The sequence below is a fragment of the Klebsiella sp. HMSC16A12 genome, from assembly GCF_001808265.1.
Classification (GTDB): domain Bacteria; phylum Pseudomonadota; class Gammaproteobacteria; order Enterobacterales; family Enterobacteriaceae; genus Klebsiella; species Klebsiella pneumoniae.
The window spans coordinates 1-19,371 of record NZ_KV792634.1 but is presented as its reverse complement, the minus strand read 5'-3'; the positions used below and the strand labels follow the sequence as shown (position 1 = coordinate 19,371).

At 54.5% G+C, this 19,371-nt stretch carries 21 protein-coding genes; 11 read left to right on the top strand and 10 right to left on the bottom strand.

Annotated elements, in window-relative coordinates; all coding sequences use genetic code 11:
• The first annotated feature begins 5 nt into the window (after positions 1-5).
• From HMPREF3140_RS19220 to HMPREF3140_RS19195, 6 genes are all read left to right on the top strand, one after another.
• Positions 6-476: a PTS sugar transporter subunit IIB gene (locus HMPREF3140_RS19220; protein ID WP_032410751.1), complete on the top strand. Its 471-nt coding sequence runs from the start codon at positions 6-8 to the stop codon at positions 474-476.
• Positions 477-492: 16 nt separating this feature from the next.
• A complete protein-coding gene (locus HMPREF3140_RS19215; protein WP_002887608.1) occupies positions 493-1,272 on the top strand; it encodes a PTS mannose/fructose/sorbose/N-acetylgalactosamine transporter subunit IIC in 780 nt (259 codons plus the stop codon).
• Positions 1,250-2,101 (top strand): PTS system mannose/fructose/sorbose family transporter subunit IID, encoded by an 852-nt coding sequence (locus HMPREF3140_RS19210; RefSeq protein ID WP_004146068.1) that lies wholly within the window; start codon positions 1,250-1,252, stop codon positions 2,099-2,101. Before HMPREF3140_RS19215 ends, HMPREF3140_RS19210 begins: the two co-directional genes overlap by 23 nt.
• Before the next feature lie 12 nt (positions 2,102-2,113).
• Positions 2,114-3,175: an SIS domain-containing protein gene (locus tag HMPREF3140_RS19205; protein WP_023302459.1), complete on the top strand. Its 1,062-nt coding sequence runs from the start codon at positions 2,114-2,116 to the stop codon at positions 3,173-3,175.
• Positions 3,176-3,192: 17 nt separating this feature from the next.
• Positions 3,193-4,203: an SIS domain-containing protein gene (locus tag HMPREF3140_RS19200; protein WP_004178531.1), complete on the top strand. Its 1,011-nt coding sequence runs from the start codon at positions 3,193-3,195 to the stop codon at positions 4,201-4,203.
• A gap of 133 nt (positions 4,204-4,336) precedes the next feature.
• Entirely contained in the window at positions 4,337-5,281 is a 945-nt protein-coding gene (locus HMPREF3140_RS19195) for an Rpn family recombination-promoting nuclease/putative transposase (protein WP_019725343.1), read from the top strand.
• 54 nt (positions 5,282-5,335) lie between these two features.
• Here the strand turns inward: HMPREF3140_RS19195 and opgB are convergent, their stop codons facing one another.
• The 6 genes from opgB to HMPREF3140_RS19165 all read right to left on the bottom strand — a co-directional run bounded on the left by opgB (position 5,336) and on the right by HMPREF3140_RS19165 (position 11,064).
• Positions 5,336-7,627, bottom strand: a complete 2,292-nt coding sequence (opgB, locus tag HMPREF3140_RS19190) for a phosphatidylglycerol--membrane-oligosaccharide glycerophosphotransferase (protein WP_004222503.1) — start codon at positions 7,625-7,627, stop codon at positions 5,336-5,338.
• A gap of 257 nt (positions 7,628-7,884) precedes the next feature.
• Positions 7,885-8,376, bottom strand: a complete 492-nt coding sequence (locus tag HMPREF3140_RS19185) for a YjjA family protein (protein ID WP_004177504.1) — start codon at positions 8,374-8,376, stop codon at positions 7,885-7,887.
• A gap of 65 nt (positions 8,377-8,441) precedes the next feature.
• Positions 8,442-9,179 carry a DNA replication protein DnaC gene (dnaC, locus tag HMPREF3140_RS19180; protein WP_024622969.1) on the bottom strand — a complete coding sequence of 246 codons (738 nt, stop codon included), beginning with the start codon at positions 9,177-9,179 and terminating at the stop codon, positions 8,442-8,444.
• 2 nt (positions 9,180-9,181) lie between these two features.
• The gene (dnaT, locus tag HMPREF3140_RS19175; protein WP_002887624.1) at positions 9,182-9,721 is read right to left on the bottom strand and encodes a primosomal protein DnaT; all 540 of its coding nucleotides are present in this window, start codon (positions 9,719-9,721) and stop codon (positions 9,182-9,184) included.
• A 102-nt stretch (positions 9,722-9,823) separates the two neighbouring features.
• Positions 9,824-10,297, bottom strand: a complete 474-nt coding sequence (locus tag HMPREF3140_RS19170; RefSeq protein WP_002887631.1) for a threonine/serine exporter — start codon at positions 10,295-10,297, stop codon at positions 9,824-9,826.
• Positions 10,288-11,064, bottom strand: a complete 777-nt coding sequence (locus HMPREF3140_RS19165) for a threonine/serine exporter family protein (protein ID WP_004146059.1) — start codon at positions 11,062-11,064, stop codon at positions 10,288-10,290. Before HMPREF3140_RS19165 ends, HMPREF3140_RS19170 begins: the two co-directional genes overlap by 10 nt.
• Positions 11,065-11,343: 279 nt before the next feature.
• On the opposite strand from HMPREF3140_RS19165, the gene pobA reads away from it, so the two are divergent.
• The 4 genes from pobA to bglJ all read left to right on the top strand — a co-directional run bounded on the left by pobA (position 11,344) and on the right by bglJ (position 15,049).
• Entirely contained in the window at positions 11,344-12,528 is a 1,185-nt protein-coding gene (gene pobA, locus HMPREF3140_RS19155; RefSeq protein ID WP_004146953.1) for a 4-hydroxybenzoate 3-monooxygenase, read from the top strand.
• A gap of 16 nt (positions 12,529-12,544) precedes the next feature.
• Positions 12,545-13,426: a helix-turn-helix domain-containing protein gene (locus HMPREF3140_RS19150; RefSeq protein ID WP_032410754.1), complete on the top strand. Its 882-nt coding sequence runs from the start codon at positions 12,545-12,547 to the stop codon at positions 13,424-13,426.
• A gap of 265 nt (positions 13,427-13,691) precedes the next feature.
• The gene (locus tag HMPREF3140_RS19145; RefSeq protein ID WP_002887645.1) at positions 13,692-14,414 is read left to right on the top strand and encodes a helix-turn-helix transcriptional regulator; all 723 of its coding nucleotides are present in this window, start codon (positions 13,692-13,694) and stop codon (positions 14,412-14,414) included.
• Positions 14,375-15,049, top strand: a complete 675-nt coding sequence (gene bglJ, locus HMPREF3140_RS19140) for a DNA-binding transcriptional activator BglJ (protein ID WP_002887647.1) — start codon at positions 14,375-14,377, stop codon at positions 15,047-15,049. Before HMPREF3140_RS19145 ends, bglJ begins: the two co-directional genes overlap by 40 nt.
• A gap of 5 nt (positions 15,050-15,054) precedes the next feature.
• On the opposite strand, the gene HMPREF3140_RS19135 is transcribed toward bglJ, so the two are convergent.
• A complete protein-coding gene (locus HMPREF3140_RS19135; RefSeq protein ID WP_004151383.1) occupies positions 15,055-15,513 on the bottom strand; it encodes a YbaK/EbsC family protein in 459 nt (152 codons plus the stop codon).
• 338 nt (positions 15,514-15,851) lie between these two features.
• On the opposite strand from HMPREF3140_RS19135, the gene HMPREF3140_RS19130 reads away from it, so the two are divergent.
• Positions 15,852-17,195: a PTS cellobiose transporter subunit IIC gene (locus HMPREF3140_RS19130; protein WP_002887650.1), complete on the top strand. Its 1,344-nt coding sequence runs from the start codon at positions 15,852-15,854 to the stop codon at positions 17,193-17,195.
• Positions 17,196-17,244: 49 nt separating this feature from the next.
• Here the strand turns inward: HMPREF3140_RS19130 and fhuF are convergent, their stop codons facing one another.
• The 3 genes from fhuF to HMPREF3140_RS28900 all read right to left on the bottom strand — a co-directional run bounded on the left by fhuF (position 17,245) and on the right by HMPREF3140_RS28900 (position 19,338).
• Positions 17,245-18,033 carry a siderophore-iron reductase FhuF gene (gene fhuF / locus HMPREF3140_RS19125; protein ID WP_032410760.1) on the bottom strand — a complete coding sequence of 263 codons (789 nt, stop codon included), beginning with the start codon at positions 18,031-18,033 and terminating at the stop codon, positions 17,245-17,247.
• A gap of 106 nt (positions 18,034-18,139) precedes the next feature.
• On the bottom strand, positions 18,140-19,186 hold the full coding sequence (locus HMPREF3140_RS19120; RefSeq protein WP_002887653.1) for a GGDEF domain-containing protein: 1,047 nt from the start codon (positions 19,184-19,186) through the stop codon (positions 18,140-18,142).
• 23 nt (positions 19,187-19,209) lie between these two features.
• Entirely contained in the window at positions 19,210-19,338 is a 129-nt protein-coding gene (locus tag HMPREF3140_RS28900) for a hypothetical protein (RefSeq protein ID WP_032412940.1), read from the bottom strand.
• Positions 19,339-19,371: the final 33 nt, after the last annotated feature.

The window sequence follows — 19,371 nt, the reverse complement described above, 5'->3', positions numbered from 1 at the left end:
GCATGATGATTACATTATTAAGGGTAGACCATCGATTACTTCACGGCCAGGTGGCCTTTTCCTGGACCCAATATGTCGGCGCCGATTGTATTTTAATCGCCAACGATAGCGTCCCTGGTGATGAGCTGCGGAAAACCACCATTAAGCTTGCCAAACCGCCCTCGGTGAAGCTGGTGATTAAAAATATAAATGATTCTATTGAGGCAATAAAAAGAGGGGTTACCGATAAATATAATTTATTTATTGTTGTGGAGTCGGTTAATGACGCCTGGCGTATTGCCAGCGCCATCGACGAAATAAAAAGCATAAATCTTGGCGGAATAAAGGCTAAAGAGGGCAGTAAAAATATCTCTAAGGCGATTAATTTACTGCCGACAGAAATAGAACAGCTACAACAACTGGTGGGCAAGGGCGTCGAAGTGGAGATTCGCCAGGTCCCGAACGATCGCAAACAGCTTTTTGCGGAATGCGTGTAATTCCGGAGGACAGATTATGGTAGAGGCTCTCTTACTGGGTCTGGTGGCGTTTATCGCGCAATCGGAATATGCCTTAGGGACGTCGCTAATTTCACGGCCTATCGTCACCGGGCTGCTGACCGGGCTGGTGCTGGGGGATGTACAGACCGGCGTCATTATGGGCGCGACGCTGGAGCTGGCGTTTATCGGCTCTTTCTCCGTTGGCGCCTCGATCCCGCCCGACGTCGTGACCGGCGGTATTCTCGGCGTGGCGTTCGCCATTACCTCTGGCGCAGGCACAGAAACGGCGTTGCTGCTTGGCCTGCCTATCGCCACGCTGACTTTGATCCTGAAAAATATCTATCTGGGGATGTTCATTCCAATGCTTAGCCAAAAGGCGGACGGGTATGCGGAACGGGCGGATCTCCGCGGCATTGAGCGGATGCATTTGATTGCCGGATTCGGCCTGTCGCTGATGCTTGCCGCGGTGGTCACCGTCTCATTCCTGGTGGGCAGCAACGCGGTGAAATCCCTGCTCGATACGATCCCGGAATTTATCAAACATGGGCTCAGCGTCGCCACCGGCATCATCCCGGCCCTCGGCTTCGCGATGCTCGCCAGGCTGCTGATTAACAAGAAAGTGGCGCCGTATTTTTTCCTCGGTTTTGTGCTGATGGCCTATTTGAAAATCCCGGTGACCGGTATCGCCATTCTCGGCGCTATCGTGGCGGTGGTCATGGTTAACGTCACCGCATTGAATTCACCTCGTATCACGACAGAACAAGGAGTCAGCGATGACGACGAAGATGATTTCTGAAGAGACCCTGCAGCCGCAGGCGCAGGAAGAAACCCGGATTACGCCGCGCGATTTACGCCGGGTGTTCTGGCGCTCTTTCCAGATGGAGTTCTCGTGGAACTATGAGCGGCAGATGAATCTCGCCTTTGTTTACGCGTTGATCCCGGTGCTGAAGAAGCTCTATCCGCGCAGAGAGGAGCTGGCCGCAGCGCTGAAGCGGCATCTGGTTTTTTTCAATACCACGCCGCATATCGTCACCCTGCTGCTGGGGATCACCACGGCGATGGAAGAGAAAAACAGTCAGCAGAAAAACATGGATGCCACTGCGATTGATAACGTCAAAGCCTCACTGATGGGACCGTTAGCCGGGCTGGGTGACTCTTTCTTTTGGGGGACGCTGCGCCTCATCGCCACCGGGATCGGCACCAGCCTGGCGCTGAAGGGCAACATCCTCGGGCCGATCCTGTTTCTGCTGGTGTTTAACGTGCCGCACATTCTGGTGCGCTGGTGTTTTACCCGCTGGGGCTACGTACTGGGCACCGGGGTCCTGCAGCGGATCCAGAAGAGCGGAATGATGGAGAGCCTGACCTACGGGGCGTCGATTATCGGTCTGATGGTAGTCGGGGCGATGACCGCTTCAATGATCGATATCACCATTCCTCTCTCCTTCGGCGCCGGGGAGGCCAAAACCCAGGTACAGGACATTATCAACGACATTCTGCCCTGCATGCTGCCGTTGGTGAGTTTTGGCATCGTCTACTGGCTACTGGGACGGAAAGTTAAACCGCTCTCAATTATTGGCGGCATGGCGCTGGTGGGCATTCTGGGTTCGTGGATCGGATTGTTTTAACGGGAGTGAGCTATGCGACCAACAATGATGACATATATCAGTGAAGAGCCGGCCTGCCTGGCGCAGATCCTGCGCGACTACCGGCAAAAGCTGGCGCCGATTGAAACCTTCGTCCGCCAGCACCCGGTACGGCGGATATTATTGCTCGCGACCGGATCGTCGCTGAATGCCGCGCTGTGCGCGCGCTATTTCTTTGAGCAACGCTTCGGTGTGCTGCTTGACATTAAAGAGCCGTACAACTTCACCCATTACGACGCGATCGACCCGCACGCCGATCTGGTGGTGGCGATTTCACAGAGCGGAAAAAGCGCGTCGACGCTGGAGGCGATGCGTAAGGTACAGGCTTCCGGCAAGTCGGTTTTCGCCCTGACCTCAGATCCGCAAAGCCCGATAGGAGGCGCCAGCGATGGCGTTCTGGATATTAATACCGGGATCGAGAGCGTAGGGTTTGTGACCCGCGGCTTTAGCGCGACGGTGCTCAACCTGTTGCTGATAGCGCTGATCATTGCTCGTAAGCAGGAGAAAGCCAGCGAGGTCGAGGAGCAGCGCTATCTCGCTGAATTGCAGCGGCTGGTAGCGGCGATCCCGGAGGTTATCGTCCGCACCTCGCGCTTTATTGACCGCCATAGCGAAACGCTGCGCAGCGGCGAGCGCTTTGTCGCCACCGGCTACGGCGCGCTGGTTGGCGTGGCGAAGGAGTTCGAAACCAAATTTACCGAGACGGTGCGCGTGCCTTCCAGCGGCTTTGAGCTGGAAGCCTATATGCATGGCCCCTATCTGGAAGCCAATGCCCGCCATGTGATGCTGTTTATTGAAGATACGCCGGACGCGCGAACCCGGGCGCTGCGCGACTATCTGGCGCCGTCCATTGGCCGGGCCTTTACCCTGACGCTGGGTGACGAAGAGGATGCTCAAACGCTGGCGCTAAACTGTCCGTGCGAGCATCACCTGGCGCCTCTGCTGCTGATTGTCCCAGTGCAGATGCTCGCCTGGCATACCGCAGGACTGAAAGGCATCGATCTGGCTAAACGTATTTTCGACGATTTTGACCGCGTCTTAAAAAGTAAAATCTGAATATTCAGGAGAAAACTATGTTGGGTTTTAATCAGGACGAGTACCTGACCAGTGCTCGCGAGATCATCGCTGCGCGTAAACAGGCTGAAACCGTAGCCGACGATATTTATGACAGCGGCTGTAGCGCATTATTTTTTGCTTCGGTAGGTGGTTCCCTGGCGCCGATGATGGCAATTAATGAATTTGCCAAAGAATTAACCAGCGTGCCGGTATATCTTGAACAGGCCGCGGAGTTAATCCATCGCGGACATAAAAAATTAAATAAAGATGCGGTTGTCGTTACGTTATCTAAATCCGGCGATACCAAAGAGTCGGTCGCCATTGCCGAATGGTGCAAGGCACAGGGGATCCGCGTGGTGGCCATTACTCGTCACGCCGACTCGCCATTGGCTGCCGCCGCCAGCTGGCATATTCCGATGTGCCACAAAAATGGCGTGGAATATGAATATATGCTGCTGTACTGGTTATTCTTCCGCGTCATTTTTCGTCACGGCGAGTTTGCTGATTATGCGCGATTTGCCAGCCAGCTCGAGTTACTGCCGGAAAATCTCCTGCAGGCGAAACGCCAGTTCGATCCCCGAGCGGATAGCATTGCCGCGCAATACCATGACTGCGACTATATGATGTGGATTGGCGGCGCGGAAATGTGGGGCGAGGTCTATCTGTTCTCAATGTGTATTCTCGAAGAGATGCAGTGGAAGCGGACGAAGTCGGTGAGCTCCGCTGAATTTTTCCACGGCACCCTGGAGCTGCTGGAAAAAGAGGTTCCGCTGTTTCTGGTGAAAGGCGAGGGGAGATGCCGGGCGCTGGACGAACGCGTCGAGCGTTTTGCCGAAAAAATAACTGACCATCTGGTGGTTATCGACCCGCGCGACTATCCGCTGAACGGCATTGATGACGCGTTCCGCTGGATTATGGCGCCGTGCGTGGTGTCCACCCTGCTGGTGGACCGGCTGGCGGCCCACTTTGAACACCATACCGGCCACGACCTCAATATCCGCCGTTACTACCGGCAGTTTGATTACTAAGCCGTGTTGATGGCGGCCAGCCGGGCTGGCCGCCATGCTATTCTCCGAGGCGCTTCCCAGAAAATTGTCGTCAAACCCAACCGGGTAAAAACCGGTGATAGAGTCCGGCTTACCTTCTCTTTCAGGCAAGCGGATGGCCATGAAAAAACGGATGACCTCGACGCCGCACGATGCGGTCTTTAAGCGATTTCTTCGTCACCCGGAGACAGCGACTGATTTCCTCACCCTCTACCTTCCCGAAGCGATCCGTCAGCGGTGCGATTTCTCTACCCTGAGGCTGCAATCGGCGAGCTTTATCGATGAGGATCTGCGCGCCTGGTATTCAGATGTCCTCTGGTCGGTGCAGACCACCTGCGGCACGGGGTATGTTTACGTGGTGATAGAGCACCAGAGCTCACCGGATAGCCATATGGCCTTTCGCCTGATGCGCTATGCGATTGCCGCAATGCAGCGCCACCTGGATGCCGGGCACAAAACGCTGCCGCTGGTGGTGCCGATGCTTTTTTATCACGGTGCAACCAGTCCGTATCCTTTTTCCCTCAACTGGCTGGATGAATTTGCCGACCCGCAGCTGGCGAAGACGCTGTATGGCTGTCCGTTTCCATTGATCGACGTGACGGTGATGCCGGACGATGACATCGTGCAACATCGGCGAGTCGCCTTGCTGGAGCTGATGCAAAAACATATTCGCCAGCGCGATCTCAGCGACATAACGGAGTCGTTGGCGGCCGTTGTGATGCTGGGATACACTAACCGTCGGCAGTTGAGAATGCTGTTTCACTATATGCTGCAGTACGGTAATACGGCCGAGCCGGGCGTGTTTCTCCGCCGGCTGGCCCGCCGTCTGCCACAGTATGAGGAGACATTGATGTCTATCGCGCAAAAGCTTAAGCAGGAAGGTCGGCAACAAGGCCGACTGGAAGGCCGGGAAGAAGGGCACCTGGAGGGCTTGCAGGAAGGCAGCCGACGCGAGGCGCTGCGCATTGCCGGCAGTATGTTACAGAATGGCCTCGACAAAGAGATGGTACAGAAGATCACCGGACTGTCGGCTGATGAACTACAGCCGCTGTGTGGTTAACGTCCTGCCACGACAACCGCTGCCCGGCACGAAAATCCGCCGGGCAGGATTGCGTTAGCCTTCGCTTTTCACCACTTTAATCTCCACCATGCCGATCCCCAACTGACGCGGGGAGTGGCCGAGGATATTGCCCTCGTTAGTGGTTTGCGGGTCCGGCGGGGTGATGATCAGCGTGTTGCTGCGCGTTGGGTTGTCAAAATGCAGCGTCGTGGTAGTCACGTCATTATCCAGAGTGAGCACTTGCTCACTTTCTCCAACTCGCACCGGAATCGGCTTATTAGCGTTTGGGCCATAAGCTTTGGCGGTGATCACCAGATCAAATTTCTCCGGTAGCGGCTCTTTATATTCAATCTTCACGTCGCTGCCCAACTGAGCATTGGACCACCGCCCCCACGACTCGGGACGCGAAATACCGCTGAACTGTTTAACCTCTTCCGGGGCGCCAGCGACGTTAAACACGAAGCTGTCGGCCTTATAGCGAATATCGTTGTCGACAATTTTCAGCGTATCGACGTTGCCCTTATAGCGCTCCATATCGATAAGGGTGTCCCTGAAGGCGGTCTTGCCGTGCCACTGCGGCTTATCAACGTGCTGGACCTTCTGCTCACCCCCCAGCTGTCCCTGCGAGACGCACCAGTCGGTGGAGAGCGCCAGCTCAGGCGACCACAGCTGGCCCATTTTATAGCAGCGATCGACCCACACGAAATTATCCCGTGGCGCGAAATCGGCCAGCTGGAAGCGCAGCGGCGCAGAGTATTCACTCTCTGGCAGCGGTTCTACGCGCTGGTCAGATACCCGCAGCAGCAGCGGCAGACGGAAATGGCTGCCGGAGAAAGCGATCATATTTTTCTGCGAGTCGATGGTGAAATTCTTCATTTCTTTGGGGAAATTCCACAGGCGGATCACGTCAGGCTTCCATGCCAGGACTTTCTCTTTCATATTCATGAAAATACCGGAGAGCGACTGGCCGGAGAGGCTGCTACGCCCGAGGCCGATATAGTTATCGCCGCCGAGAATATCCAGCACCGTCGCGCCGTTATCCATGGTGTTGCGTTTCACCGCCAGGGTCTCCTGCTGCGGTTTATCGCCGCGCAGGACGAAGAACAGATTGCTGCGATCGTGCTTGTTGAGATAATCCCAGGCGCTGTTCTTCATGGCCAGGTGATCGGAAGAGACCACGATGACCGTGTTTTTGAAATAGGGTGAGGCTTTAATCTTCTCTATCAGCGCGGCGATATGTTCCTGACTGCAGCTAACGGCGCTGAAAGAGAGGTTTTTCTTGCCGTCCACATCATAGCGTTTACGCTCGCAGGTGCGTGAGATAAAACCGTCGGGATGGTGGGTATCCACCGTCAGGGCGAAGAGCGAGAAGCGTTTCCCGGACTGCGACAGCTCTTCGAATTTTTTCCAGGTCTCGTCGAGCACAGTGTCGTCATAGAAGCCCCAGTCGTTGCGGTAGGTAGGATCCGCCACCGTAGTTTTTAGCTCTTCCGCCCCGTACAGATGATCGAAGCCGTGGGATTTAAGAAACACGTCTTTGCCGGCAAAGCGCAGGTTAGCCCCCTGCACAAAGTAATTCTCGTAACCGGAGTTCTTCAGAATATCGCCAAGGCAAATATTCTGTGGAAAGAAGCTGGAGACTGAGGCTGAGGCATTACCTTCGAACGGCGCGAACAGCGGAATGCCGCACTGTGAGGCGACCATGCCGGCGATAGTGTAATCGGTCCCCGGCAGCTGCATGGTATTGCTGAAATCAATGGCCTCAGCTTTAATTCTGCCAAGCTCAGGGGTGAGGTTGGGGAAGGCGTCGTTATCAAAATAGGTGCGCTCGAGACTTTCGCCATAGATATAGACCAGGTTCAGCTGCGGATTGTCGATTTGCTTCGACGGCTCTTTATAGTACGCGGCAAAGTCTGGATCGCCCTCGCGTGACTGGGATTTCACCAGCTCGCTGATCTGATGGAAGGCCGGGCTGGCATCAACGGAGGCCAGCGCCAGCAGTAGCGCCGCCAGGCTGTAACCGACGTGATGAGGATGATGCCGACGGCGGCGCAGCACCCAGCCGAGGGCGCCAAAGACGGCGACCAGTGCGACGGCCACGCCGACCCCCGGCAGTATATATTTGCCGATCCCGGCGCCGGTCAGGCTGTTGGTCAGAGTGTAGAGTACCGCGTCGTTGATGCCGTCGCCGGTGAAGTAGTCACTGGCGTAGAGGGTGATATTCAGCACCACGAACAGGCCTAACACCGTGAGCGTGGCGGCAAACCACCAGGTGTTACGACCCGCTTTCCAGGCATACAGCACCACCGAAGCTAAAAATAAGGCGATGGATAACAACTCTGACACAGCTCATCCTCATTAATGCCAGTTATCGGCTGGCAGAACAGATTACTTTTCAAGCCCCACTGTAATTGCAGCGCCATCTTGCTGCAATTCTAGCGTCATGAAAGTGTGCAGTTATTCAGAATTGGTTTAGAAGTTGCCTTTTTTGATCGGCATCGCATCGGGCGAAATGGGAAAACGAAACAGGAAAACTGCAAAAAAAAGCGTTTCAGGCCGCGGCGCCGCCGCGAAGGCAACAAATGCGGCCTTGTCAGTCAGGATCAGGAGAGGAAATTAACACCCTGTTTTAAGACCAGATCGCAGGCTTTGGTTTTTACCTGTTTCGCCAGCGAGCTATTGCCGAGCGTATTCAGGTCCAACTGCTGGCCGTTTTTGCTGTTGAGCAGCCCCTGCAGGCCATCCAGATAGCTGGTGTCCTGTTTTTGTTTTTCCGGCGTGCTAAGCCCCAGTTTATCCAGCACCTGATTTTTGACGTTATCGGCGCTGGTCACGGAGGCCAGCTTCTGTTTCGCGCAATATGACAGGATCCCGGCCGCATTATTCATGCTGCTGGCGGTCAGGGATTGGCTGCTGCCGTTAAGCAGGCTGGTTAGCGAGGAGACGGACATGCCGCCGCTGGCCTGGGCGTTACTGCCGCTGAGCTGGCTGGCAGCGCTGTTAAGGGAATCCTGCCAGGAGGCGGCGTGGGCGCCAGAGAGGGTAAACGCGCTAACGGCAAGCGCGGCAACAACGCTATTTTTAAACGATTTCATAGACGGACTCATAAGCGTGACTGAATAATCGCTTTAGTATAACGCCGTCGTCGCCCGGAAATCTCTTAATACTCCTTGCCTGTAACGCGGTGCCGGTAACTTTCCCAATTGAAGATAACCCACAGGCTGTTGCCGAGCCGCATACGGTCCATCACCCGCTCGCCGAGCAGTTTGTTCATCTCTTCCATATTGCTGTTGGTGAGCATCCCGGTAGGTCGTTTGGAGGATGAGCGCCGGTCAACTATCTGATTGATAATGACCTTTTCATAGCGAGACTCCGTCTGCATACCAATTTCATCGATCACCAGCAGGTCGACTATGCTGAGGTCGTTAAGCAACTGTTCTTCGCTCGTTTCCCGGTTGCCGAAGGTATCTTTCATCGCCGACATAATATCGGCCACGGTGATGATTAAGACCGACTTCCCGCGCAGCAGCAGCTCGTTGCAAATGGCTGCCGCCAGGTGGTTTTTGCCAGTGCCCGGTTTACCGGAGAAGATAAAGCTGGCGATATTGCCATCGAACTCTTCCACGTACTGGCGCGCCCGGGCGAGCGCATTCATCTGCCCCTCGCACTCGACGCGATAGTTATCAAAGGAGCAGTTCTGATGCAGCGGGCGGATCCCCGAGCGGTTGAAGGTGCGCTGCATTTTCATCGCGCGATTCTCTCGCTCCAGCGCTTCGGAACGCAGCCGGCCTTGCTCTTTTTGCCAGGCCAGCAGCTCTTCGCCGGTTTTAAACGCCGGTTCAATATGTGCCGGCATCATTTTCTGCAGGCGTTTCATCAGGTCGCCAACGTTTTTCATGCTCATCCTCGGAAACCTCGCGGAATATGGCTGTCGGGTTCGCTAACGCTGTTCACATCGCGCTTCGGCTGTCCGCCGTTGCTGGCGCGGCTGATTTGCACGCTACGCGCCAGCTTCTGCTGCCACTGCACGTGGTGAAAGACTTTACCTTCCGCCTGCCAGTAAGCGACGAAAGCGGCCAGCTCTTCGGGGGTAACCGGCTGGCTCAGGGCAATGCCCCACAGCGCGGCCAGGCGCTGAAAATCGGCGTCAGGCTGCCATCCGGCGTACATAGCAAATTTGCCCATCGGCACCGCAACCGGCGCCGCGGCGGGCTCCTCGAAAAACTGCGGGTCAAGCGCGATGTCGCTGCCGGGGCGCGCCAGCCTGGCTTCCAGCTCCAGCAGTTGCGCCAGCCGCGCTGGCGTCAGCGCATAGAATGCCGGCGCGTTATTGGCAAAAACGGCAACGGTGCCGTCAGTCGATTTTGCCAGCAGCGCCGCGTGCTGCTGGAGGAACTCTTCCAGGCCGCTAAAATGGGAGGTTAAAATTCGCGAAGACATAACTCTATCTCAACTCTGAACTGCAAAGAGTGGGGTGATCTGCACATAGTAGCACAGAGGCCATCGCGGAAGGAGCGTCGCGGGTTAACCGCGACGTCGGGGTTAGACGCGAGGACGCTTACGATACAGCCACAGGCCGGGTATCGACAGGCCAATCGAAAGGGCGCCCACAATCGAAGAGGCCTTTAAAAAATTGCTCAGCAGCAAAATCATCATCTCTTCCGAATAGCCAAAATGACTGATTTTTACCGCGGAAATCATCGCCGTGTAGGCTGAGATGCCAGGAAACATCGGGATCACGGCGGCGACGGTAAAAATCTTCGGATGCGCCAGATACCAGCGCGACCATTGAATGCCAATGCTGCCCACCAGCAGAGCGGCGAGAAAGGTGGCCCATTCAATGTTAAAACCGGCGCTCATCATGATCATACGCGAGCCATGGCCAATCGCCCCCAGCAGCGCGCACCAGCGCAGAGCGCGCTGAGGGACATTAAAGACCATCGCAAACCCGACGGCGGGGATCGCCGCCAGCAGCATGTCTTCCGCCAGCGCAAAAATAAATGAGATTATGCCCATCCGCGCAGCCCCCATACGGTCATGGCCATCACCACGCCAATGCAGGTGGCTAGGGTTAGCAGGCTGGCGATCGCCCAGCGGGCGAGTCCGGTATTGATATGCCCTTTAAACATATCGGCGACGGCATTGATTAATGGAAAACCCGGGACCAGCAGCAGGACGCTGGCGGCCATGGCAATGGTCGGCGTGCTGGCAAACGCCGGGAGGCGCAGCAGCAGCCCGGAGATGGTGGTGGCGACAAAGGCGGTGATGCAGAAGTTGATCTGCGGATGCATGGAGCGATGGGTCAGCACCTGGCGAATGTACATGGCTACCGTGCTGGCGCAGAAGCTGACCAGCGCCCCATCCCAACCGCCGTTATTCAGTTTGCAGAAACAGGCGCAGGAAAGACCCACCATCAGCACCAGCAGCCAGCGCGGATAGCGCAGGGGAACGATCTGCGCAAAACGCTTCTCGACGTCGCGATAGTCCAGCAGCTTATGCTCGGCGAGGATCACAATGTGCTGCACTTCCGTCACCACATGCATATTAATGCCGCGATCGACATTTTTGCGCGTAGAGGTAAGACATTCGCCATTTTTAATGGTGGTCAGGACGATGGCATTCGAAGAGATGGCGCTTTCAACGCTGTCCATCCCCAACGCCAGCCCGAGACGTGTTGACAGTTCCTCCACCAGCGCACTCTCGGCGCCGTGCTGTAACAGAAAAAGACCACACTGGATGCATAAACGTGTGATTGCCCGCTGTTGTGTCCGATCAACCTGCATACTTCCTCTATTGTTCACGACGCCTGGTATCTGCCGATACTTTAACCTGAAGCGCAGTGGCGGCTGAGGGGGGGGGGATCAAATAATGTGCAAAAATTCCCAGTCTGCGGGGCGGCAGAATTTGAAGCATCCCACACTTTTGCCAGTTTGGTGAAAAGTGCAATTTTTGTCGCCATTCATCCCTTCTTTTTCCCCACTGACTTATCAAAAATGCAGAAAAGCACTTTTATTAAACAAAAATTATACAAATAATTAACCCTGCAAGAGTGAGACATCCCTATGAAGACACAGGTCGCGATTATTGGCGCGGGCCCCTCCGGGCTGCTGCTGGGGCAGTTGCTGCACAACGCCGGGATCCATACCGTGATCCTTGAGCGTCAAACGCCGCAGTATGTGCTGGGGCGCATCCGCGCGGGAATTCTGGAAAGCGGCACCGTCGATCTGCTACGCGAAGCGGGCGTGGCGCAGCGGATGGATGCCGAAGGCCTGGTGCATCATGGGGTGGAGTTTCTGTTTGACGGCCAGCGGGTGCCCGTCGCACTGAGCGAGCTAACCGACGGTAAGAGCGTAATGGTTTATGGCCAGACCGAAGTCACCCGCGATCTGATGGCTGCCCGGGCCGCCAGCGGCGCGCCGATCGTCTATGGCGTGAGCGAGGTGGCTATCCATGACGCCAAAAGCGACCGGCCGACGATCACCTACCTCAGCGAAGGGGAAACCTGCCGTCTGGAGTGCGATTTTATTGCCGGTTGCGACGGTTTCCACGGCGTATCGCGGCAAAGTATTCCAGCTGGCATTTTGCAGACCTACGAGAGCGTGTGGCCGTTTGGCTGGCTAGGCCTGTTGGCGGATACGCCGCCGGTCAATCCGGAGCTTATTTATGCGCACCATCAGCGGGGGTTTGTATTGTGCAGTCAACGCTCACTGACTCGCAGCCGCTATTATCTGCAGGTTCCGCTGAGCGATAAGGTTGAAGCATGGTCGGACGAGCGCTTCTGGCAGGAGCTGAAAAGCCGCTTGCCGGAGGAGCTGGCATCCAGGTTAGTGACTGGTCACTCACTTGAGAAGAGCATTGCCCCCCTGCGTAGCTTCGTCGTGGAGCCGATGCAATATGGGCGGTTGTTCCTGGTGGGGGATGCGGCGCATATCGTTCCGCCAACCGGGGCGAAAGGATTAAATCTGGCGGCATCGGACGTGAACTATCTGTGGCGGATTCTGCGCGAATACTACCATCGTGGCCGCAGCGATCTGCTGGCGGCCTACTCGCAACTGGCGCTGGATCGGGTCTGGAAAGGGGAACGCTTTAGCTGGTTTATGACCCGCCTGCTGCATGATTTTCCGGATCAGAACGCGTTCGACGCTAAAATGCAGGCCGCCGACCGCCGCTACTATCTGGGCTCGCGCGCCGGGCTGACCACCATCGCGGAAAACTACGTGGGCTTGCCCATGGAGCGTGTCGCCTGAATTAAGAGGAGTCATCATGCCGTTCGTTCAAACCGTGCCCGTATTTAAGCTGTATGGCGAAGAGTGCGGCTGGCCGACGCCGGACCTGCTGCACTGTGAGTCGATTTTACAGCGCAGCAGCCTGTATCAGTGGCATATTCGCGTCCATCAGCATGCGGAAATGGTCCAGCTTCTCTATCTGCATCAGGGGCGGGCGGAGATCGAAATTGAAGGCGCCACCACGGTGATGACGGAGTCCTGCATCCAGGTGGTTCCCGCCCTCTGTATTCACGGGTTTAATTTTTCACCCGGGACGCAAGGGTTTGTGCTCTCACTGGCGCTGCCGCTGCTGAGCCGGTTTGAAAATCAGTTCGGTCGCCCTCTGGATGTGCTTAGCGTGCCGCAGTGTGTGCCGGTGGGCCGTTCTCGCGGGCGCATGCATACGCTGTTTTCAGCGCTTCGCGAGGAGTACTGCGAAGAGCACGATGCGCGAGAAATGATGCTCTATTCGCTGCTGGGGACGCTGTTGGTCTGGCTGAACCGACAGTGCCATCCCGCGTCCCCCGCGGAAGATAAAGCGGAGCGGAAGCGCAGCATGATGCGCCACTTCGCCCGCCTTATCGAGAGCCACTACCGACAGCATCTCCCGTTGGCGGAGTATGCGAAGCTGATTGGACTGTCGGTTACGCACTTAAATTATTTATGTCGTGAGTTTTATGGCTGTAGCGCTCTTGGAGTATTGCATCAGCGGTTGATGCTTGAAGCGCGACGCAATCTGCAGTACACCCGCATGACGATTACACAACTCTCTGATTATTTGGGGTTTAGCGATGCAGCCTATTTTTCGCGTTTTTTCCGTCGCTATAGCGGTATGTCACCCAAAGCATTTAGAGAAACAATTAAAGATAATGCTTCATAATGTTCAGTACTGAAATTATTTTTGCTAAATAATGTTTTTATCTTTTCTAATTTATTGGCGCAGGAACGTCTGTGTTAATATTAATCGCAAGTATACACGGCAATAATATTTTACACGGTATGACCACGGTTCGGTCGTTACGTATATCGTGTGCGCAGGCCATGAATATGATTTTAATATTCATCCAGGAAATGATATGGCGATAAAGTCGCTCGCCGATCGTTTGCAGGCAAGCGAAGGAACTTCGACAGGAAGCGGAGGTGTTATGTTACCAGGACAAGGTAAGTTTGGCGTCGTTATTAGTAAAATTCCCGTCATGCAATCAGGGTTAAAGGTGATCTTCAATGAGAACCTCCCTGATTACGAACTGAGTTTTTGTCGTTCTCATGATGAGCTCACCCTTTTACAACTGCGGCGGGCGGTGCTGGTTGTCGCGGATATCTCCGGCGAGATTGCGCACCCCCGAGCCGTCTGCGAGCGTTATTACTCCCTCATGACCCAGTACCGTGATATTCACTGGGTTTTTATGGTCAGCGACAGCCTCTATCCGTTGGCCGTTGAGCTATTAATTCGTCCTGAAAGCTCGTTGATCTCCGAGAGCGAGCCGGTTAACCGGCTGATTGAGGTGATTTGCGCCGGTAGCCGTGCGGCTGAACAGATTAGCCGTACGCTGTTTGCCGGGGATGAGGACAGCGACTTCGCAAGCTACCACTCTGCGGCGATGCTCACTCTTTCAGAGCGTAAAGTTCTGCGCCTTCTGGCGAAGGGGTGGGGAATAAACCAGATCGCCGCGCTGTTGAAAAAGAGTAATAAGACGATCAGTGCGCAGAAAAACAGCGCAATGCGTCGCTTATCGCTACGCAGCAACGCTGAAATGTATGCCTGGATCAACAGCGCGCAGGGAATGCAAGAGCTGAATATCAATTCAGCTTACGGAGAGCAAATGGAATGGAAAAAAATAGTACAACCCGCCATGTCGCCATCGTAGAAAAATGCGTGATGACGGAAATGGCATGGCGCTATATCTTTAGTCGTGAAGATAATCGCCGTTATCATATTCATCTGTTTAAAAATGTCAGTATGCTCAGGGCGGCGGAAATACCGTTTCCCTGGTCAACCATTATTTTTTCTCTTTCGGGAAGTCGTTCTTCACGAGCCGAGAGTCTGCTCTTTGTTCATGAAATGGCGCGGTGCCGGCCGGAAGTCCAAACGATTATTCTGGCTAATAATGAAAGTGAAATGCACCTGATCGGCCATCTTATGCCGGCCTGTTTGCACGGCATACTGAATAAATCCGCGCCGCGACGCGGGCTACAGGAGCGTTTGCTGCAGCTACTGGACAATCATCATCTCAGCGGCAGCGAACAATTTTGCGACAGAGAGGCGTGCAACGATCCGCTAAGCCCGACGGAGCACGCCATCCTTCGGTATATGTCGTGGGGATATTCGCTTTCTGATATTGCGATACAGCTCAACCGGAATATTAAAACGATCCGCGCGCATAAGTTTAACGCCATGACCAAGCTCGGAGTTCGCTCAGACATTGGTTTATTAAACGCGGCGGATATCCTGTTGCATTTACCGCTCAATAGTACGACAAGCGCTGTTAAACAGGTAGCGTAATGCGGCTATAAACACACATCTACCCATGTTGCATCGGTGAGCTGCGCCATGCGTTCTGGTTCAATGCGAACCGCGCTATGGATGGCTCCCGCTGCGGGTAGTACTTCCTGATAATGTCTGAGAGAGACGTCGCAGTAGACTGCCAGCGGATTTTCCAGACCAAACGGGCAAACGCCGCCGACCGGATGACCGGTCCAGGTAACCACTTCATCGCTGCTTAGCATGCGTGCTTTCGCGCCAAAGGTCTCTTTCAGCTTTTTATTATCCAGCCGCGCATCGCCCCTGGCGACGATCAGTACAATCTTATCTTTGATCTTGAGCGACAGCGTTTTGGCAATTTGCCCCGGCTCAACGTTGTGTGCGGCAGCGGCAAGTGCGACGGTGGCGGTACTCTGATTTAACTCAATAATTTCGATATCGGGGGCGTGTTCGGCAAAAAACTGCCGTACAGACTGCAGACTCATTGGATTCTCCTGATTTAAGCCTGGTTAAATCTGTCACAAGCCTGGCGGAGTGTAAATATCAGCGCGGACAATCCAGATTCTTTCTATTTTGTCGATCTCCTTCACAATCACCGTAACCGGTTACTGTAACCGGTTGCGGTTATCTGCATTGAGATGAATACTGGAACAGTCACTTCTCCTTTTATTTATAACAAAAGAGCCGTGTATGAATCGTTGCCTCATGAGCAGTATAGCCGGTTGCACAATCCGCCAGCGGCCTGCTGCGTCAAAAAGCGGTCATCGTAACGGCAGGGTAATCGTTGTTGGGCCAGTATCAATAGCCTGTCAGGAGGGCTACTATGTCTGCTAACCATGCTGCGTTTAATTTGATATTTCGCTTTGTAGAAAATTACATAAGCCCCATAGCAGGGCGGATCTCGTCGCAGCGCCACGTCATGGCTATCCGTGACGGATTTATCTCAGCGATGCCGTTTATGATCGTCGGATCGTTCCTGTTAGTGTTTGCTTATCCACCGTTCTCACCGGATACCACCTGGGGTTTTGCCCGCGCCTGGCTGGATCTGGCGAAAGAGTTTGAGGGGCGTATTCTGACCCCCTTTGATATGACGATGGGGATCATGTCGATCTACATCTGCGCGGCAATCTCCTATAACCTCGGTAAGCATTACGAGAAATCCAATCAGCTCGATCCCTTTATGTGCGCAATGCTGTCGATCATGGCCTTTTTGCTGATTGCCGCGCCGAAGACCAATGGCACGCTGCCGGTGGATAGCCTCGGAGGGACCGGGATCTTTACCGCCATCCTGGTGGCGATCTACTGCGTGGAGATGATGCGTTTCTTGAAAGCGCACAACATTGGGATCCGCTTGCCGGATCAGGTTCCGCCGATGATCAAAAACTCGTTTGATCTGTTGATCCCGGTGCTGGTGGTCGTGCTGACGCTCTATCCGCTGAGCCTGTTTATCCAGCACCATTTTGACATGCTGATCCCGCAGGCCATTATGGCCATTTTCAAGCCGCTGGTTTCGGCAGCCGACTCTCTGCCGGCAATTCTGTTGGCGGTGCTGATCGGCCACCTGCTGTGGTTTGCCGGGATCCACGGTGCGGCGATCGTGTCCGGGATGCTGCAGATGTTCTGGCTGACTAACCTCGGTATGAACCAGCAGGCGCTGGCCCAGGGCGCGCCTCTGCCGCATATCTTTATGGAGGCGTTCTGGACCTTCTTTATCGTGGTCGGAGGTTCCGGGGCGACCATGGGACTGGTGTTCTGTTATCTGCGCAGCCGTTCAGCGCATTTGCGCTCCATTGGTCGTTTGAGCGTGGTGCCAAGCCTGTTCAATATCAACGAGCCGGTGATCTTTGGGACGCCTATCGTCATGAACCCAGTGTTCTTTATTCCGTTCCTGCTGGCGCCGATGGTGAACGCGGTGCTGGCCTGGGCGGCAATGAAGCTGGATCTGATTGGCCGCGTCATCTCCGTCGTACCATGGACGGCGCCAGCGCCAATTGGCGGCGCCTGGGCGCTGGGCTGGGATTTCCGGGCGGCGATTCTGGTCATTGTTCTGGCCTGCGTGTCGGCAATCATCTACTTCCCATTCTTTAAGGTATATGAGAAACAGCTGCTTGCTCAGGAAGCGGAAGAGGCCGAGCGGGCGGAGCAGGAGAGTCAACAGACCGCATAAATAGCAACGGGCGGTAAAGGCCGCCCGTTACTTTTCAGGTAAGTGGTAATTATTTAAGCGTACAGTCGCCGCACTGTTGGACATCCGGCAGGCGATAGCGCTGACAGCAGGTGCGTCGGACTAACTGCCCTTCACGCAGCATCACCGTTCGCCACAGCGGGTTATCCTGGCCATCGGCGAGTTGTTTTTCAAAAAAACAGTGCTGACGTAGCGCGGCAAGCCGCTCATCACCCAGCAGCGCGCGCATTTCCCCAAGATACCAGTTAATCAGATAGCCGGTATTGCTCCAGATAAGTTTGCTATTGATTTCGCCCGTCGCTGCCAGCGCCTCAACAACCGGCTGCAGGGTGCGCGTTACCAGGGCATCCATTCGCGCCTGCGGTGAAAGCCTCTCGATGTCGGCATCGCTATGCACATCAATCCAGAAGCAGGCCGCCCGGCCGCTTTCATGAAATTCGACATGGAAATGTTCTGGCGCCAGGCTGAGGCCTTGCGGTTCATTGAGCAGCGCCAGCATCAGCGGCGGCACCAGCAGACCGATATACCATTGCGCCCAGAGCGAGAGCAGAGGCTTCTGTTCCCGAGGCAGCGTCGGCTGATGACGATAGATATGATCGGACCAGGTGGCCAGCAGGGAGCGCAAGGTGATGGGTTGCGACCATTCGGCAAGCGTTAACGCGTGCCGTGGGGCGGGTTCGTCAAGTCGCAGGAAATCAAGCAGGTGTGGACGCAGGGTGGCGATTTTTTCCCGAATACTCTCCGCCAGGGCATGCTCAGCCGTCGGCAAAGGAGCCCGCCAGATAAGTTCATCGCTGAGAGGAAGGGAACGCCAGGCCATTCGATTTCCAGATACAAATCTAAATGATAATGATTACTGATATTAGTTGCTTGCAGGCGGCATGGCAAGGCTTTTATCGGCGCCGCGATGTCGCAGCGCGCGCAGGTCAACTGGCAAGAATAATGTTGCGGCCTTTATTTTTGGCCTCATAGAGTGCGCCGTCGGCGCGCGCCAGCGCTTGTTCAATGTTGTCATTAATGAGCGGCGTCAGGCCAATACTGATGGTGACGTTGGTGGCGACGCTTTCATTAAACATATGCGGGATCTTCAGGTCATAGACCCGCTGACGTATACGTTCGGCTGTCTTCCAGGCCGTTTCTTCGCTGCTATTGGTCAGCAGCACCATAAACTCCTCTCCACCAAAGCGGGCGACAATATCGCGTGAGCGTACAGCGTTGCGAATGGCAGCAGAGACGCGAATAAGCGCCTGGTCACCCATCATATGACCATAGTGATCGTTATAGGCCTTGAAGTGATCGATATCGAGGAGCAGCACGTAGTGGTTGTCGCCGTCCAGCGCCAGCAGGGTATCGAGGCGGTTCTGCAGTCCGCGGCGATTATACAAACCGGTCAGGGGATCGAGCATACTGAGATCGTTGAGCGTATTGCGTTCATGCATCAGTTTATCCATTAAACCCTGCGTAAAGGCATCGCTGCGCTTCTGGATAATATTTTGCAGGGTAATACCGGCTATAGGCAGCATAAAGCAGTAAGTCATACGCAACCATTGTTCCCCCTCCGCCATTATCAGGCAGGCAAGGAAAGTTGGTAAAGAGTGGAGGGTAAAGGCAGTGATATTATTGGAAAAAGCGATGGTGCCGATAAACAGAATGCTTAATAGGGCGATCACCAGATAGTTAAAATGCGGCGGTGTCAATAGCATCGCTTTTGTCACTACGTGCCATGCCCATAGCATGCCAAATAACAACGAGATAGTGGGAATATTTATTTTCGATTGCGGCCATTTCCAGTGCCAGAGCAGCAGCAGCCCGCTGCAGACGACGATCAGGGCGCAGGGCAGCGTAAAACGAACTACCGTAAATAGGGGGGTGACCAGCGACAGCGAGGAAGAAATGAAATTAAGCAGTAAAAAAAGCCGTAAGGAATATTGATATTTTTGTGCGTAGTGTGCTCGCCAGGTTTGTGCAGTCATATCGGAAGAATCATTATTAGTCGTTAAATTTCAAAATGATGAAAGCCAAAAATGAAGAGTCTGATAACAATGTGCAAAAAAAGGTTATTTGCAAAATAAGCAAAATATTTAATATATATCGATAATCCGCTTAATTTATCACCTTCATGAATGTGGTAATGACTCCAACTTACTGATAGTGTTTT